General features: G+C 71.0%; 15 protein-coding genes. 2 read left to right on the top strand and 13 right to left on the bottom strand.

The annotated features are described in order from the left end of the window. Positions 1 to 9: 9 nt before the first annotated feature. The 7 genes from ACIRR9_RS46295 to ACIRR9_RS46265 form a co-directional block, all read right to left on the bottom strand. Positions 10 to 1347: a gluconate:H+ symporter gene (locus tag ACIRR9_RS46295; RefSeq protein ID WP_403765135.1), complete on the bottom strand. Its 1338-nt coding sequence runs from the start codon at positions 1345 to 1347 to the stop codon at positions 10 to 12. Between the two features lie 149 nt (positions 1348 to 1496). Continuing rightward, positions 1497 to 2222: a hypothetical protein gene (locus ACIRR9_RS46290; protein ID WP_403765133.1), complete on the bottom strand. Its 726-nt coding sequence runs from the start codon at positions 2220 to 2222 to the stop codon at positions 1497 to 1499. A 34-nt stretch (positions 2223 to 2256) separates the two neighbouring features. Then, positions 2257 to 4119, bottom strand: a complete 1863-nt coding sequence (locus tag ACIRR9_RS46285) for a DUF2264 domain-containing protein (protein WP_403765200.1) — start codon at positions 4117 to 4119, stop codon at positions 2257 to 2259. 107 nt (positions 4120 to 4226) lie between these two features. Next, positions 4227 to 5279: a LacI family DNA-binding transcriptional regulator gene (locus ACIRR9_RS46280; protein ID WP_403765131.1), complete on the bottom strand. Its 1053-nt coding sequence runs from the start codon at positions 5277 to 5279 to the stop codon at positions 4227 to 4229. 52 nt (positions 5280 to 5331) lie between these two features. Further along, positions 5332 to 6984 (bottom strand): sugar ABC transporter substrate-binding protein, encoded by a 1653-nt coding sequence (locus ACIRR9_RS46275; RefSeq protein ID WP_403765129.1) that lies wholly within the window; start codon positions 6982 to 6984, stop codon positions 5332 to 5334. Between the two features lie 61 nt (positions 6985 to 7045). Further along, on the bottom strand, positions 7046 to 7978 hold the full coding sequence (locus ACIRR9_RS46270) for a carbohydrate ABC transporter permease (protein ID WP_403765127.1): 933 nt from the start codon (positions 7976 to 7978) through the stop codon (positions 7046 to 7048). Continuing rightward, a complete protein-coding gene (locus tag ACIRR9_RS46265) occupies positions 7975 to 8829 on the bottom strand; it encodes an ABC transporter permease subunit (RefSeq protein WP_365345140.1) in 855 nt (284 codons plus the stop codon). Before ACIRR9_RS46265 ends, ACIRR9_RS46270 begins: the two co-directional genes overlap by 4 nt. 290 nt (positions 8830 to 9119) lie before the next feature. Here ACIRR9_RS46265 and ACIRR9_RS46260 point away from each other — a divergent pair, with 290 nt between their 5' ends. Together ACIRR9_RS46260 and ACIRR9_RS46255 are read left to right on the top strand one after the other, a co-directional pair. Continuing rightward, positions 9120 to 9485 carry a DUF779 domain-containing protein gene (locus ACIRR9_RS46260; RefSeq protein ID WP_123978834.1) on the top strand — a complete coding sequence of 122 codons (366 nt, stop codon included), beginning with the start codon at positions 9120 to 9122 and terminating at the stop codon, positions 9483 to 9485. 131 nt (positions 9486 to 9616) lie between these two features. Further along, on the top strand, positions 9617 to 10801 hold the full coding sequence (locus ACIRR9_RS46255; RefSeq protein ID WP_403765124.1) for a phosphodiester glycosidase family protein: 1185 nt from the start codon (positions 9617 to 9619) through the stop codon (positions 10799 to 10801). Positions 10802 to 10865: 64 nt separating this feature from the next. Here ACIRR9_RS46255 and ACIRR9_RS46250 read toward each other — a convergent pair whose 3' ends face one another. From ACIRR9_RS46250 to ACIRR9_RS46225, 6 genes are all read right to left on the bottom strand, one after another. Beyond that, a complete protein-coding gene (locus ACIRR9_RS46250) occupies positions 10866 to 11060 on the bottom strand; it encodes a hypothetical protein (protein ID WP_365345144.1) in 195 nt (64 codons plus the stop codon). A 102-nt stretch (positions 11061 to 11162) separates the two neighbouring features. Next, the gene (locus ACIRR9_RS46245) at positions 11163 to 12026 is read right to left on the bottom strand and encodes a phosphatidylinositol-specific phospholipase C/glycerophosphodiester phosphodiesterase family protein (RefSeq protein WP_403765122.1); all 864 of its coding nucleotides are present in this window, start codon (positions 12024 to 12026) and stop codon (positions 11163 to 11165) included. Between the two features lie 210 nt (positions 12027 to 12236). After that, positions 12237 to 13310 (bottom strand): acyl-CoA dehydrogenase family protein, encoded by a 1074-nt coding sequence (locus tag ACIRR9_RS46240; RefSeq protein WP_403765120.1) that lies wholly within the window; start codon positions 13308 to 13310, stop codon positions 12237 to 12239. Then, on the bottom strand, positions 13307 to 14488 hold the full coding sequence (locus ACIRR9_RS46235; protein WP_403765118.1) for an acyl-CoA dehydrogenase family protein: 1182 nt from the start codon (positions 14486 to 14488) through the stop codon (positions 13307 to 13309). The genes ACIRR9_RS46240 and ACIRR9_RS46235 overlap by 4 nt, the downstream gene beginning before the upstream one ends. After that, complete coding sequence (locus tag ACIRR9_RS46230) at positions 14485 to 15453, bottom strand: NADPH:quinone oxidoreductase family protein (RefSeq protein ID WP_403765116.1); 969 nt, start codon at positions 15451 to 15453, stop codon at positions 14485 to 14487. The genes ACIRR9_RS46235 and ACIRR9_RS46230 overlap by 4 nt, the downstream gene beginning before the upstream one ends. 88 nt (positions 15454 to 15541) lie before the next feature. Further along, positions 15542 to 16117 carry a helix-turn-helix domain-containing protein gene (locus ACIRR9_RS46225; RefSeq protein WP_403765114.1) on the bottom strand — a complete coding sequence of 192 codons (576 nt, stop codon included), beginning with the start codon at positions 16115 to 16117 and terminating at the stop codon, positions 15542 to 15544. Positions 16118 to 16478: the final 361 nt, after the last annotated feature.

Here is a 16478-nt window from a genome sequence, read left to right as displayed (position 1 = left end):
AGACGGAACTTACACACTGAGGGCGTCGAGGATCTGTTCCATGAGCAGCACGCCGCCCAGGCCCAGGACCGCGAGCACCGTCGTGTAGGTCGTACGGGCTTTGATGGCGTCGAGGACCGACAGGTTGAAGTACTCCTTGAACATCCAGAAGCCCGGGTCGTTGACGTGGGAGAAGGCGATCGAGCCGCAGGAGACGGCGAGGACCATGAGTTCGGGATGGACCCCGCTGCCCGCGAGCAGCGGCAGCACGACGCCGGAGGCGGTGACCACGGCGACGGTGGCCGAGCCGAGGGCGACCCGCAGGATCGCGGCGATCAGCCACGCCAGGATGATCGGCGAGACGGACCAGCCGTCGGTGAAGTCCTTGATGTAGCCGGAGATCCCGCCGTCGACGAGCACCTGCTTGAACGCGCCGCCGGCCCCGATGACCAGCAGGATCATCGCCATGGCCTGTGCGGCCTCCCGGCAGGAGCGGGCTACCTCCTCCGTGGTGCGCCCGACCCGCGGCCCGAAGACCCACATGGAGACGAGCAGGGTCAGCAGCAGGGCGACCGGCGCGGCGCCCACGAAGTCGACGAAGTGCACGACCGGGGTGTCTGCCGAAGTGGACAGGTCGGTGACGGCGGAGCCCGCGATGAGGACGACGGGGAGCAGGGCGACGGCCAGCGACCAGCCGATGCCGGGCATCTCGTCGTCCCCGAAGACCCGCTCGCTCACCAGTCCCTTGGGGACTTCGGGGTTCATCGCGCGGACGAACGGCAGCCGGGGCCACACCAGGGCGATGAGCGCGCCGACGGGGACGGCGATGAACAGGCCGTAGAAGAGGGTGAGTCCGGCCGAGGCGTGGAAGGTGGCGGCTACGGCGGTCGGCCCGGGGTGCGGGGGCAGGAAGCTGTGCATGGTGGACAGGGCTATGGACATGGGCAGGCCGACCCAGAGCAGGTTCGACCGGGTGACCCGGACGAGGGTGAAGGCGACCGGAACGATGATGACGAAGGCGGCCTCGTAGAACATCGTGACGCCGATGATCATGGCTGTGAGCACCATGGCCACCTGCACCCCGCGCGGCCCGCTGACGGCGAGGAGCTTGTCGGCGATGCGCTGGGCCGCGCCCGAGTCGCCCATCACCCGCCCCAGCATGGCGCCCAGGCCGATGGTGAGCATCGTGTCACCGATCTGCCCGCCGATGCCGTCCGAGAGGGTGCCGGGAATCTTCTCCAGCGGGATCCCCCGGACCACAGCGACGCCCACGGCGACGAGCAGCAGCGCGACGAAGCCGTTCATCCGGAGCTTCGTCATCAGGAAGAGCAGGACCAGGACGCTGATCCCTACGACGACCAGAGGCAAGCCAGTTCCCCTTTGAACTGGGCGTCACGTCCATATGCCTGAATGACGCCTGCATACAGAGACAGCATCTACGTATGGAGACGGAGGCTAGGGATCCGAGCATGCTCAGGTCAATGGGTGTGCGCGAGGAATGCGTGAGGAATCCGAGGTCACCCGGAAACCGGCGGCTCCAGCAGGAACACGGTGAGCCATTCGGCGTCCGCCGCGTGGTAGCCCAGTTCGCTCAGTGTGCGGGACGCGGCACGCATGTGCGCGGCGCCGTAGACGACCCCGGCGGTGAAGGTCCCGGGCCGCTCGCCCCAGGCCCGGTGGGCATCGGTCAGAGCCCGCGCGAGCAACCGGTCCCTGCGTCGCACCACCAGATCGTCCACACCGGGCAGGGCGTCCTCCGCCGCCGCCTCGGCATCGGTCAGCAGATCCTCGGTCGTCAGATGGCGGGCGAGATAACGGCGGGTGCCGAACATCCGCATGCCGGCCACAACCGCGGGCACCATCGCGGCCAACAGCACCCGTTCCTTCAACGGCAGCCGGCGGAAGCCCTGTTCGAACTGCGCCCCGCTCATGTCGGGGTTGATCACCGGCACCCCGAGGCTGTCGAAGTCGATGTCCTGCACGACGAGCCCCAGCCGCTCGTGCCGGTCCAGCCGGGCGTACGAGGCCACCAGCGCGTCCGCGCCGGCCGACCCCTTCCCCACGCCCTCCGCGATCACCAGGTCGCAGCGACCGCGCAGTTGGGAGGTGACCTCCCGGTAGAACTCGGCCTCGCCCAGATGAATCATCGGGAAGAGCAGGAACTCCAGCCCCGAGTCCGGCCGTCGGAACCGTATGACGGCGGAGCGCACCCCCGCCAGCTCGGTCACCTCGATGAACTGCATCCGGCCCCGCCCCCGTCCCGAGCCCCGGTCCCCTTCAGGGTAGGGGTGCCAGAAGCGATTCGGTCCCGTCCGGGAAGCAGATCTCCACCCCGCCGCCGGCCGTCGGCGTCGCCCGGGTGCCGGTACGCAGGGCATACGGGTCCCCGTGGACGGCCGGATCCGCGGTCAGGACGACCAGGGTGGCCAGCAACAGGGTGCCGCCGGGGTGCGGGACGGTGACCAGCGGGGTGGCCGAGTGCTCGCCGAAGGCGTTGCGGCCCTGGGCACGATCGACGGCCGAGGTCCTGTCGGCCGGACCGATGAGGGTGGCGAGGACCGTGGTCAGCCCGTCCGCGCGCCGGACCAGCGCCCAGCCGGACCCGCACTCCGTCTCCAGGGGCGCCGTGTCGTCGGCGAGCGCCCAGCCGCCCACCCGTACGACCGTCCCGGCGGACGCCTCGACTCGGTGGATCCGCACCTCCCAGGGACCGTGCACCACGCTGGTCGTGGTGATGCGGGAGCCGACCGGCGCATGCCAGGAGGCGGCGGTGCGCCCTTCCGCGTACAGCGGATGGATACGCCCGCGCCGGCTGGGACCGTCCGCCGCGAGCAGGGCGATGTGGTTGTCGGGGCCGCGCGGGGTCTGCGGGGCCGTCGCGCTGGAATAGGCGAACTTCGTGTAGTGCGGGCTGTCCTCGGCCTCGGCGGGCGGGGGCGGCAGCCGGTCGGTGCCATGGTTGACGAGCCGTACGATCCCGTCGGCGGCCGTGCCGTGCAGCAGCCAGCCCGGTGCGGGCAGCGTCAGGGACACATCGCCCGTGTCGATCGGGGCGGGTTCCTCGGGTGCCGTCCACACGGGGTGGCCGGCGGGCAGGAGGAGGCCGAGGAAGGCCTTGCCGGCCCAGTACGGGGAGGCGGGGCCGGAGTAGCTCTGGGTGACGGGGAGGAAGGGCCGGTACCAGCCGAGGCTGAGCAGCCCCCGCCCGTCGGGCACGCCGCGTTCGGCGAAGTGCTTCAGGGCGCCCGAGGCGAGGCGCCGGGTGCGTCCGGGCGGCAGCGGGGTGGCGTCGGCGAGCGCGCCGGCCCACAGCGGAGCGGCGGCGGCGAACCGGTACGTGAGCGAGCGCCCCTGATGGACCGGGGCCCCGTCGGCTCCGAAGAAGTGCTGATGCACACCGAGGAACTCACCCAGCCGCGCGCGATGCCGGGCCACGGTCCCCTGGTCCGCCCGCTCCCCCGCGATCCGCGCCCACAGCACCGGATACAGGTGCAGCGCCCAGCCGTTGTAGTAGTCGAACTTCCGCCCGTCCCCGTCGGTGTACCAGCCCCCGCCCCGGTACCAGTCGTCAAGACGTGCCAGCCCCGCGTCGATCTCGCCACGGCGGTGCGGCCCTCCGACGGAGGCGAGGAACTCCTCCACGATGACCTGGAAGAGCCGCCAGTTGGAGTCGTTGACGACGGCACCGACGAAATCCGCCAGCCACGCGACGACCTGCTCCCGCACCCGCTCGTCGAGTTGGTCCCACAGCCACACCCGCGACTCGTGCAGCGCCACGGCGACGGAGGCGGCCTCGACCATCGGCTGCCCCCGATCGGTGATGGGCGGCCAGTGTTCGGGATGCCGGGGATCGGTACCGGCGGCGAGCCCACTGGCGTACCGCTCGACGAGCGCGGGTCCGACCTGCCCCTCGGAGCCCGCGATCCGAAAGGCGGCGAGCAGAAAGGACCGCGCGAACCCTTCGAGCCCGTCGGACCATTCCCCGGAGTGGCTGGTCCGTCCTGGCAGCCGGTACTGGGCGAACTTCGGTGAGGCGTAAGGCAGCAGACCGTCCAGAAGACGGTCGGCCATGACCTCCCAGTGAACACGGGTCCACCCGGTGATGGGCGACAGAACACGGTCGGACGGCGGCACCAACAGGGTTCCTCCTTCAACCAAGGGCAGGGTGTTTCTTTAGGGGCGCGGGGCTGCATTCAACTTGCGGCTGCCGCCGCGTGGGCGCGACCAGCCCCCACCGGCCCGCACTCTCACGACGACCTCTCCACGGCAGCAACACTCCCCCGCACCACAATGTGCGTACCGAGCAAGTGCCGTGCTCCAGCGGCTTCTTCGGTATCCCGCAGAGCGAACCGCACAGCAGCCCGTCCCAACTCTTCGGCAGGCGTACGCACAGTCGTCAGCGGCGGATTGAAATCCTCGGCCAGCGGTATGTCGTTGTACCCGACCACGGACATGTCCTCAGGCACCCGCAATCCGGCGTCGGCGATCGCCCGCAGCGCCCCCGCCGCCACCATGTCGTCCCCCGCGACCACGGCCGTGAACTTCCTTTCCCCCTTGAGGAGTTCGGTCATCGCCCGCAACCCGGCACCCCTGCCCAGCCCGCAGTCGACGACACAGGCCGCATCCTCCGGCAGCCCGTACTCCGCAAGCGCCGCCCGATAGCCGGCCACCCGCGCGTCGAGCGCCGTATTGCCGGGCAGCCCGCCGAGGAACACGATCCGCCGGTGCCCCGCCGACAGCAGATGCCCGGTGATGGCCCGAGCCCCCGCCTCGTTGTCGAACTCGACGACCAGGGCCGGGATGTCCGGATCCGGCGCGGGACGGCCGCACAGCACCAGCCGCGCCCCCGCGGCATCCAGCGCCTCGGCATACCGCGCCACCCGCTCCCGGTACGCGTCGTCCTCGACGACCCCGCCGACCAGGATCACCAGCCGTGCCCCCTCCTCCCGCATCAGCTGCACGAACTCCATCTCGCGCTGCGGGTCGCCGCCCGTCGTGCCGACCAGGCAGAGCCAGCCGTGAGTGGCGGCCTCGGCCTCCACGCCCTCGGCGACCTGGGCGTAGAAGGGGCTGGTGACCTGGCGGAGGACGACGGCGACCGTCTTGCGGCCACCGCCCACCAGGGCACGCGCATGCGCGTTGGCGACGTAGTCGAGTGCGCGGGCGGCGCGCAGGACGCGGGACCGGGTGGCCGGCGGAACCGGGTAGTTGCCGCTGAGCACCCGGGAGACCGTGGCCACGGACACCCCGGCCCGTTCGGCGACCTCGCGGATCGTGACCCGCCCCTTTGCCGTCGTCATACCGCTCCCGTTCCCCTCGTTCTCGACCCTGTGGAGCCGCCGTCCCAGCTGCTCAGCTGTTCGCGGCGTACTCCTTGGCGAACTCCTCGGCCATTGTGTCGCCGCCCCGGGCCCGCCATCTGGTCACGGCGGTCTCGTAGTCGGACATCGAGGCGCGGCCGGCGATGACGGCGGTGATCGTGTCGTCCATCAGGGCCTTGAGCGTGGTGCCCTGGGTGGCCTCGGTGGCGGACTTGAGGCCGTAGGAGGCGTTGCGGATGGCGACCGGGACGGCCTTGGTCTGCCAGTCGTGCAGGGCCCGTACCGCGTCCGGCATGCCGGGCACGAACAGCACCTGGGGGCCTTCGGCGAGGTAGCGGAAGGGGAGGTTGGTGACGTTCTCGACCTCGCCGAGCTTGGTCGCCGCGGGCGAGCCGTCGGCGCCTCGGGTGAAGTGGACGCCCTCAAGGCCGTAGTGGCTCAGCTCCCACTCCTTCGTACCGAAGGGTGCGGCGAGGTAGTCGAGCAGCCTGAGCAGCATCTCGATCCGTTCCTTCTTGGCCTGCTTCAGGATCGTGTAGCCGAAGGAGCGGCGGGCGGCGACGATGCCGCCGGGGGTGCCGTCGACGCTGTACGGCAGTGCGGGCGCCGGGGTCAGCAGGCCCTTCGAGTCGGGGTAGCGGGTCTGGTAGGCGCCGAAGCCGTCCTGGAGGGAGCCGACGGTGCCGTTGAGGAAGAGGGTGCCGAGGTCGGCGGAGGAGACCGAGGTGGCCTCGGGATAGTAGGAGCCGTTCTTGCGGAGGGCGGCCTGGTAGGCGACGGCCGCCTTGTAACGCTCGTCGGTGAGGTTGCTGTGGAAGACGCCCTTCTTGTCGACGGCCCAGCCGTTCGGCGCGTTGTGGGCGGCGGCGTGCACACCGTTGCCGAACAGGGAGCCGGCGGCGGCGCCGAGGGCGTACGTCCTGCCGTGCGTGGCCTTCCCGGCGACGGCGGCGAAGTCCTCGGAGGTCCAATCCGCCTTCATCCCGGCGTCGGTGAACATCGCCTGGTTGAGCCACAACGTCGAGCCGGGCAGCGGGCGTTCGAGCGGGATGCCGTAGATCCGGCCACCGATGCGGCCCATGTCGCGCCAGGCGTCGGTGGGGATGCCGGCCAGGTTGGGGTAGTCGCGGGCGGCCTCGCCGGAGAGGTACGGCGTGAGGTCCTCCGCCCTGCGCTGCACGAACTGCGCCTCGCGGGGCAGGGGGAAGCCGGAGAAGACGTTGATGATGTCGGGCAGCGAGTCGGGGTCGCCGGCCATGACGGTGGCCATCTTCTTCTGGTAGTCGGCCTGCGGGATCACCGTGAACTCGATCCTGACGCCGAGGGCCTTCTCGACCGCGCGCCAGTACCGGTTCTGCGCGGCGCCCTTGGGCGGGGTGCCGAAGGTGACCGACATGACCCTGACCGTGGAGCCGTCGCCCGGGGTGCGCTTGACCGAGGTGGTCAGGTCGGAAGGGTAGGTCAGGTATCCGGCCTGGACGCCCGCGGCGGTCGGGGCGAGGTCGGGCCGCGGACCGGAGGCGGCGGCCGCATGGGCGGGCCAAGCGGCCAGCTTCTTACCGGCGTTGGAGACGTCGCCGTCGTCCGAGGCGGTGGAGCAGGCGGTCAGCAGACCGGGGACACCGACGGCGGCGCCACCCGTGGCCACGGTACGCAGCAGGGCGCGTCTGGACATGCTGGGCATGGCAAGTGACCTTTCCCGTAGCGGCTCTTGGGGTTGTCTCAGCTCTCTTCGGCTGTCGCTCTCAGCTCTTGACGGCGCCGGTGAGCACGCCCTTGGTGAAGTACTTCTGCAGGAAGGGATAGACGGCGAGGATCGGCACGGTCGCGATCACCAGCACCGCCATCTGGATGGTCTGCGGGGCATTGACCGTGCCGTCGCCCATGGTCTGGTCGGTGAGACCGGAGCCGGCCACGACATAGGTCCGCAGCACCTGCTGGAGCGGCCAGTGGTCGCTCTCCAGGTAGAGGGAGGCGTAGAACCAGGAGTTCCAGTAGGCGACGGCGTAGAACAGGCCGATGACCGCGAGGGCCGCCCTCGACAACGGCAGCACGATCGACCACAGGACCCGCAGGTCTCCGGCGCCGTCGAGACGGGCCGCCTCGTACAGCTCCTCGGGGATGCCCTGGAAGAAGCCGCGCAGGACGACCAGGTTGAAGACGTTGACCAGCACCGGCAGGACCAGGGAGCCGTAGTTGTCGAGCAGGCCGAGGTCCTTGACCAGCAGGAAGCTCGGGATCACGCCGGGCGGGAAGAGGAACGTGAACAGGACGAGGAGCAGCGCCGGACGGCCGCCGGTGACGCCGGGCCGGGACAGGGCGTAGGCGAGGGTGACCGTGCAGACCAGACTGAGCAGGGTGCCGACGGCGGTCACTCCGGCGCTGACGCCGAGGGCATGGGTGACGATGCCGCCGTCGAGGATGTCCCGGTAGGCCTTGAGGGTGGGGTGCTGCGGCCACAGCACCCAGCCGCCGCCCGCGACGACCTCGCGCTGGGAGGCCAGCGAGGTGGACACGATGACGAGGAAGGGCACGCACACCAGCAGCACCACGGCCGTCAGCGCCACCGCCTTGGCGGCCTGGGTGACGGGCTTCGGCTTCTCCGTCCAGCCGGGTCGCTGGGCGGCGCGGGAACGGCGGGAGTGGCGGGGATCGCGCGCCTCGGCGACGGCGCTCATATGTAGACGCCCTGTTCGCCGAGCCGGTGGGCGACCTTGTTGGCCGCGTAGACGAGCAGGGCGCCGATCAGGCCCTTGAAGAGCCCGGCAGCAGCTGCGTACCCGTAGTCGCCGCCGACGATGCCCTGGTAGTAGACGAAGGTGTCGAGGACCTCGGCGGCCTGTGGTCCGACCGCGTCGCGCTGCAGCAGCATCTGCTCGAAGCCGACGGAGAGGATGTCGCCGAGGCGCATGATGAGCAGCAGGACGACCACGGGCCGGATGGCGGGCAGGGTGACGTGCCAGAAGCGCCGCCAGGGCCCGGCGCCGTCGATCGCGGCGGCCTCGTACTGCTGCTCGTCGACCTGGGAGAGCGCGGCGAGGAAGATGATCGTGCCCCAGCCGGCGTCCTTCCAGATGACCTGGGCGACGACGAGCGGTTTGAAGGCGTCCGGGTTGCCGATGATGTCGACGGTGTGCAGTCCGGCGTCGCCCAGGTAGCCGTTCAGCATGCCGGTGTCGCCCAGGACCTGCTGGAACAGGGCGACCACGATGACCCAGGAGATGAAGTGCGGCAGATAGGCCACCGACTGCACGAACCTGCGCACGGTCGACCAGGTGAGGCTGTGCAGCAGGAGTGCAAGGGCGAGTGGTACGGGAAAGTAGAAGACGAGCTGGAGTACGGCGATCCAGAGGGTGTTGAGGACCGCGTCCCAGAACTCGGGGTCGCCGAACATCCGCTGGAAGTTGCCGAAGCCGACCCAGGGGCTGCCCCGGAGTCCGTCGAAGGGCACGTAGTCCTTGAAGGCGATGACGTTGCCGAGCAGGGCGCCGTAGTGGAACACGAGGAAATAAGCGAGCCCCGGCAGCATGAGCAGGATCAGCGCCCCACCGCGGTGTTTCTGGAAACCTTTTCGGTCGTTCCGAACGCCCGGTGAACGACGGCGTGTCTGCCTGACGGCCGCCCTACCCGGACGCTCACGCAGCATCGCCGCCACGGAGCCTCCTCACCACAGGGTGCTGGGTGAGGGGAAGTTAAAACGTTTCCAGCGGACCGGTCAACACTTCTGACATAACTGCCTTGCCGGAACGGACCTTTGACGAGCGGGCCGCCCGACGCGAGACTGGGGGGATCCGACGCCCCGGCCCCAGGACGGTGACCATGGACGAGATGACCTCACCCCCACGCGTCGAGCTCACGCCACAGGCCGCCGACCTGGTGCGCCGGCTGCACGCCGAGCACGGCCCGCTGATGTTCCACCAGTCCGGCGGCTGCTGCGACGGCAGCGCCCCCATGTGCTATCCGGACGGCGAGTTCCGCACCGGCGGCTCGGATGTGCTGCTGGCCGAGCTGGCGGTGGACGGTGTCGAGGCGCCGGTCACGTTCTGGATGTCCCGCAGCCAGTACGAGGTGTGGAGCCACACCCGGCTGATCGTGGACGTGGTACCAGGACGGGGCAGCGGTTTCTCGCTGGAGGCACCCGAGGGGGTGCGTTTTCTCACCCGTTCTCGTGTAGTCGACGTCTAGCCGCCCCGCCGGTCACCCGGATCTGTTGCACTTCCCTGTGTCCTGAGGAACTTGACGAGACATCAGGGGATGTAGTGACGCATCGTCAAAGACGATTGGCAGCGACGACCCGAACTCTGTTCACGATTCTCATGACGTCCGGCGTGCTGGCCGGTGCGGCCCTCGCGGGGGCGGCACCGGCCGGCGCCGTGCCCAACGCCCGGCGGCTCTCGTCCGGCGTCACCTACCGGCAGTTCGACGTCCCCGCGGCCAAGGGCACGGTCCACGCGCATCTGCTGACCGTCGACCTGATGGACCCGCACGTCCGGGTGGATCTGCTCTCCCCCGGCGCGGTGGCCACCCGCTCGCGGGTGTCCGCCATGGCCGACACGGCGGGCGCGGTCGCGGGCGTGAACGGCGACTTCTTCAACATCAGCGAGACCCAGCACCCGGGTGTCGAGGCGACCGGCGCGAGCGTCGGCCCGGCGATCGCCCACGGCCGGGTCCTCAAGTCGGCGGTGCCGACGGCCCAGCGGTTCGGCCCGTCGCTGCCGCCCGGCACCGACACCACGGACGTCTTCGGGGTCGGCGCGGACCGCCGGGCCCGGCTCGACCGGCTGACGCTCGTCGGCACGGTCCGCACCCCCGCGGGGAACCTCGCCCTGCGGGGCCTCAACCAGTACGCACTCGCGCAGGACTCCGTCGGCGCCTACACCTCGGCCTGGGGCTCGGCCTCCCGCAGACGCGCCACCTGCGGCTCGGACACCGACCGGGCGGCCGGATGCAGCACGGACACCTACGAGGTGGAGGTCCGTGACGGAAGGGTCGTCGCCACCTCCGCCACCCCGGGCAGCGGGGCCATCGCCGCGGGTACGACCGTACTGCTGGGCCGGGAGGCGGGCGCGGACCGGCTGCGCGAGCTCACCAAGGGCGAGCGGGTCAGGGTGTGGGAGCGCATGCTGGCGTCCACGTCCAGGATCCCGTACCGCTTCGCGGTCGGCGGCTACCCGGTGCTGCGCGACGGCGAGCCGCTGGCCGGGCTGAACGACACCGCCTCGGCCGTGCGCACGGCCGTGGGCTACGCAAGCGGCGGACACGAACTCCTGCTGCTCGCGCTGGACGGCGCGGCGCCTTACCGCCGTGGCATGACCATCGCCGAAGTCGCCTCCGAGATGCGGGCGTTGGGGGCGGCCGATGCCTTCAGCCTGGACGGCGGCGGCTCCACGACGATGGTGGCCCGCACCGAGGGGGCGAAGACGGTGAGCGTGGTCAACCACCCGACCGACAGCCCGGAGCGGGCCGTGGCGAACGGCATCGGGGTCTTCTGGAAACCGTGACCGGCAACCGCTGACCGGCGGCAGCTGACCGGCCGCCGCCGGTCTGCGGCCCCGAGCGTCCGGCTCAGGGCCGCAGACTGCCCACCAGATCGGCGGTCGCGGTGAGCCCACTGCTGATGGTGGGCGCCATGCTGGTACTGGCCAGAAAGAAGCCGAGCACCATGCAGACCAGGGCGTGCGAGATCTTCAGCCCGCCCTGACGCATGAAGAGCACCGCCACGAACAGGAGCAGCAGCACCACAGAGATGGAAACGGCCATCGCGAACCTCCTCCGCCACGCCCGTTTCGGGGCGTTCGGCCGCAAGTCTGGCGCAGCGGAGGGTGGGCGCGTGCGGTAGACACGTCCCCCGTTCGGGTGGTCTTACGCCGCCGGGTGGGCGTCCAGGAAGACTTCCAGGCCGGCGAGGTCGTCGGTGTTGAAGTAGTCGACGCCGACCGCGGACAGTTCGCTCCACAGCGCGTCACGCGCCGGTCCGGCCGCGTCCGGGGTGGCCCAGAACCGCACCTTCTGCCCGTTGGCGTGCGCCTCCTGGATGATGCCGCGCAGCTTCTGCCGCTCGGCCTCCGGGAAGTCGCCCTCGCCGAGCCAGGTGAAGTTGAGGGTCCAGTTGTCGCTGATCAGCGGGACGAAGGCGGCGGGCGCCGCGGTGCCGAGATCGGCGAGCCGGCCGTCGTAGAAGGCCCGGCGCACGGTCTGCGCCTCCATCGGCGTACGGGCGGCACGGTCACCGGAGATGACGTTGGTGACGGCTCCGGGGACGACACGGCCGTGGGCGTATGTGGTGAACAGGTGCGGGTAGCGCCGCAGATGCCGGTCGAGCTCCAGGTAGGTCGAGGAGCCCTCGGTCTTGATGTCGATGAGCAGCTGCAGGGGTCGGCGCCACCCCCGGTACACGGAACCGTGGTTGGCCTTCACGATCGCGGCCAGCGGGTCGAGGTAGAGGGACTCCAGGGTGCGGCTCGGGTCGAGGTCGTCCGCGGTGTGGCCGATGAGGAGCTGGTCGCCGACGAGGAAGATGTCGGCCTCGACGCTGCCGAAGCGGTGGCCGAGGGCGTCGAAGAGGGGATGGGTGTGCTCGTAGTCGTTGTGGGCGTGGGCACGCCACAGCGGCTGCCGGCCGCGGTGACCGCCGCCCGCCCAGGCCTGCGCTCCGGGCAGCACGGCGCCGCCCACGAGGGCGGCGCCGAGGGTGGTGAGGGCTCTGCGACGGGTGGTGAGGGCCATGATGCTCTGCCTCCCTTGTAGGGCCGTTGAGGACCGAAGGGAGTATGCGTTCGAACAGGGCCCGAATGGCGCACCTGCACAGGAGGTTGGCCGGACTGGCACCCCCGGTTCACTTCGCGCCCGAAGGGGCGCTGGGGGTACCCCCGGCCGAAGGCAGGAGGAGGAACTGCGCGACCAGCCCCCACGCACCCGCGGCCGAAAACCGCTACATCACGGCGCTTGAAGATCGACCAGTTCGGCCAAGGCTTCCCGATGGGCCCCCGCCGTACCGAAGGCGATCGAATCCGCCTTGGCCCGCTTCAGATACAGATGGATCGGATGTTCCCAGGTCATGCCGATACCCGCATGCAACTGCAGCGCCTCCTCAGCCGCATGCACCGCGACCGGCGCCGCGTAGGCCTGAGCAACGGCCACCGACACATCCGCATCCTCGCCGGAGGCCAGCGCGTCGGCGGCCCCCCGCGCGGCGGCCCGCAGATTGACGACCTCCAGCCACAGCTGCGCCAGCCGGTGCTTGAGCGCCTGGAACCCGCCCACCGGCCGGTTGAACTGCTTGCGCTCCTTGAGGTACCGCACGGTCTCGGTCAGCGTCCACTCGGCGACCCCGAACTGCTCGGAGGCCAGCAGCCCGGCCCCCGCTCGCAGCGCACGCCGTACCGCGGGCTCCGCCTCACCCACGCGACGCCCGGCCGCCCCGTCGAGGGTGACCGTGGCGAGCGGCCGGGTCAGGTCGAAGGCGACCTGCGGAGCGATGCCCACCGCGTCCGCGGCGACCGCGTACAGCCCGCCGTCGTCCCCGGGCACGAGCAGCACATCCGCGGCGACCGCGTCCGCGATCCCGCTCAACACGCCGTACAGACGCCCGTCTTCGACGCGTACGGACTTGAACGCGGCCCCCGGGGCGACCTGCAGCCCCACGGCCAGCGCCCCGATCGTCCGCCCGGACGCCAGCTTGCCGAGCAGCTCCTCGTCGCCGCAGGCCAGCAGCGCCTCGGTCGCCACCACGGCACTGGTCAGATACGGCACGGGCGCCACGGCCCGCCCCAACTCCTCCAGGACGACCCCGACTTCGCGGTGCGAGGCGCCCTGACCGCCCAGCTTCTCCGGCACCAGCAGCCCGGCGAGGCCCATGCCGTCCGTGAGGGCCTTCCAGGCCGCAAGGTCGTGCGGGGCGTCGGACTCGGTGCGGGCGATGACGCCGGGGGCGTCGCAGTGGTCGGCCAGCAGATCCCGCACGGCGGCCCGCAGCGCCTCTTCCTCCTCCGAGTACAGCAGGTCGGTCATCGAGCGAGGTCCTTCCAGGCGACGTCCTTGTCGGTGCGCGGCTCCGAGGGCAGGCCCAGGACGCGCTCGGCGACGATGTTCAGCAGGACCTCGCTGGTCCCGCCCTCGATGCTGTTGCCCTTGGCACGGAGGTAGCGGTAGCCGGCGTCACGGCCGACGAAGTCCACCAGTTCGGGCCGGCGCATGGTCCAGTCGTCGTACAACAGGCCTTCCTCGCCGCGGAGTTCGACCTCCAGGCCGCTGATCTCCTGGTTGAGGCGGGCGAAGGCGAGCTTCATGCCGGCGCCCTCGGGGCCGGGCTGTCCGGCGACGAGCTGCTGGCGCAGCCGTTCGGCGGTGAGCCGGGCGACCTCGGACTCGACCCACAGCTTCAGCAGCCGCTGGTGCAGGTCGCGGGTGCGCAGTTCGGGGCGCTCGCGCCAGGTCTTGACGACCGGGCCGATCATGCCGCCCTCGCGGGGCAGCCGCATACCGCCGATGGCTACGCGTTCGTTGTTGAGCGTGGTCTGCGCGACCCGCCAGCCGTCGCCGATCTCGCCGAGGCGGCGCGAGTCGGGAATGCGGACGTCGGTGAGGAAGACCTCGTTGAACTCGGCCTCGCCGGTGACCTGCCGCAGCGGGCGGACATCGACGCCGGGGTCGGTCATGTCGCAGATGAAGTAGGTGATGCCCGCGTGCTTGGGCACGTTCGGGTCGGTGCGGGCGATGAGGATGGCCCAGCGGGCGTTGTGCGCGCCGGACGTCCACACCTTCTGCCCGTTGACGACCCACTCGTCGCCCTCACGGACGGCCCGGGTGCCGAGCGCGGCCAGGTCGGAGCCGGCGCCGGGCTCGCTGAACAGCTGGCACCAGACCTCCTCGCCGATCCACAGCGGCCGCAGATAGCGCTGCTTCTGCTCCTCCGTGCCGTACTTGAGGATGGTCGGCGCGGCCATGCCGAGGCCGATGCCGTTGCGGCGCGAGTCGTTGTCGGGGGCGCCTGCGGCCTCCAACTCGGCGTCCACGACGACCTGGAGGGAGCGCGGTGCGCCGAGGCCACCGAGGCCCTCCGGGTAGTGCACCCAGGCGAGTCCCGCGTCGAACCGGGCCTTGAGGAAGTCGAGCTTCTCGGTCGAGGCGGGCGGGTACGCGGCCAGCAACTCTGCTGTGCGGCGCCCCAGTTCGGCAGCGTCGGTCATGCTGCGGCTCCCTTCGGTACGACGGTGACGCGACCGGTGGTGACACCGTCACCGACCCGCTGCACGGCCGCGGCGGCCTCGGCCAGCGGCACCCGCTCGCTCACCAGCGGCTTGACGGCACCGCTCGCGGCCAGTTCGGTGAGCTGTTCGTGGCAGTGCGCGATCAGCTTGGGGTTCTTGGTGGCGTACAGGCCCCAGTGCAGGCCCTGGATGGAGTAGTTCTTCACCAGGGCGTGGTTGAGCGCCGGGCTCGGGATGGTGCCGCTGGCGAAGCCGACGACGACGATCCGGCCCTCGAAGGCGACGACCTTGGCCGACTGGGTGTAGGCCTCGCCGCCGACCGGGTCGAAGATCACGTCGGCGCCCCGGCCGCCGGTGGCCTCCTTCACGGCGGCGATGACGTCCTCGGCACGCCGGTCGATGACGACGTCACAGCCGAGCTCGCGGGCCACCGCGACCTTGTCGGCGCCGCCCACGACACCGATGACCCTCGCCCCGGCCGCCTTGCCCAGCTGTACGGCCGCGCTGCCGACCCCGCCCGCGGCGGCGTGCACCAGCAGCGTCTCGCCGGCCTGGAGCGCGGCCCTGCGGTGCAGGCCGAACCAGCCCGTCTGGTAGCCGATGTGCAGCGCGGCGGCCTCGGCGTCGTCCAGCGAGTCCGGCGCGGGCAGCAGGGCGGCGGCGTCCGCGACGGCGTACTCGGCGAAACCGCCGTACGGCAGCACGGGGTTGGCGATCACCCGGCGCCCGTCCTCGGTCTCGCCGCAGATCTCCACGCCCGGGGTGAACGGCAGCGGGGGCCGCACCTGGTAGTGGCCACGGCACATCAGCACATCGGGGAAGTTGATGTTGGCGGCACGCACCTTCAGCAGGACCTGGCCGTCACCGGGCGTGGGCCGCTCCACCTCCTGGAGCCGCATCACCTCGCTCGGCTCACCGTTCTCGTGCACTTGCCATGCCTGCATGCGGTGCCTCCACAGACTGCTTCGTCAGGGTCCACCGCATACTAAGCGGTCGCTTGCCGCCTAGGGAACCGTGTCCGAGGTAACAGCGTCACTCCTTGCTTCTGGGCCGCGCCCGGACATGCATCCGCTCCCCCTGCGGCCCGAACAGGCTGAGGAACTCCACCGGCCCCTCCCCCGTCGAGCCGAACCAGTGCGGCACCCGGGTGTCGAACTCCGCCGCCTCCCCCGGTGCGAGGACGACATCGTGCTCGCCCAGCACCAGCCGCAGCTTCCCCGCCAGCACGTACAACCACTCGTAGCCCTCGTGGGTGCGCGGCTCGGGTTCGAGTTTCCGCTTCGGTTCGACCACCTTGAAGGCCTGGAGGCCGCCCGGCTGCCGGGTGAGCGGCCAGAAGGTGCGGCCGTACCGTTCCATCGGCTTGGCCCGCACCCGCGGATCGCCGACCGGCGGGGCACCGACCAGTTCGTCCAGGGGCACCTGATGGGCCTGCGCGATCGGCAGCAGCAGCTCCAGGCTGGGCTTGCGCAGCCCGGACTCCAGCCGGGAGAGGGTGCTGACCGAGATACCGGTGGTCTCGGAGAGGGCAGCGAGGGTGACCTCCCGCTCCTTGCGGATCCGGCGCAGCCGTGGCCCGACCTCCGCGAGAACGTCGTCCGTAGTCATGCAAGGCATTGCAGTTTCGGCAACCCCCGTTTGTCAATCCGGCAGCGGCACGCCGTGCGCGGCCGAGCCACGGGGGTTACGGTCACCGAAGCGCACCCGGCCGCCGACAGAGGCGACCGGGAATGCGACGGGGACCCGGGTCCAGGGCGACCATGACGCCGCCGGAGAGCCGGGGCGGGGTGGCCGGGACCGCGACGACGCGCCGGGCCCAGGCGGCCCGGACCCCACGACGGGCCGGACCCAGGAGGCCCGGACCCCACGACGAGCCGGACCCAGGAGGCCCGGACCCCACGACGAGCCGGACCCAGGAGGCCCGGACCCCACGACGAGCCGGACCCAGGAGGCCCGGACCCCACGACGA

The organism is Streptomyces sp. NPDC101234 (genome assembly GCF_044767525.1).
In the GTDB taxonomy this organism is placed as follows: Bacteria; Actinomycetota; Actinomycetes; order Streptomycetales; family Streptomycetaceae; genus Streptomyces; species Streptomyces sasae.
This window is presented reverse-complemented; position numbering and strand designations above follow the sequence as displayed.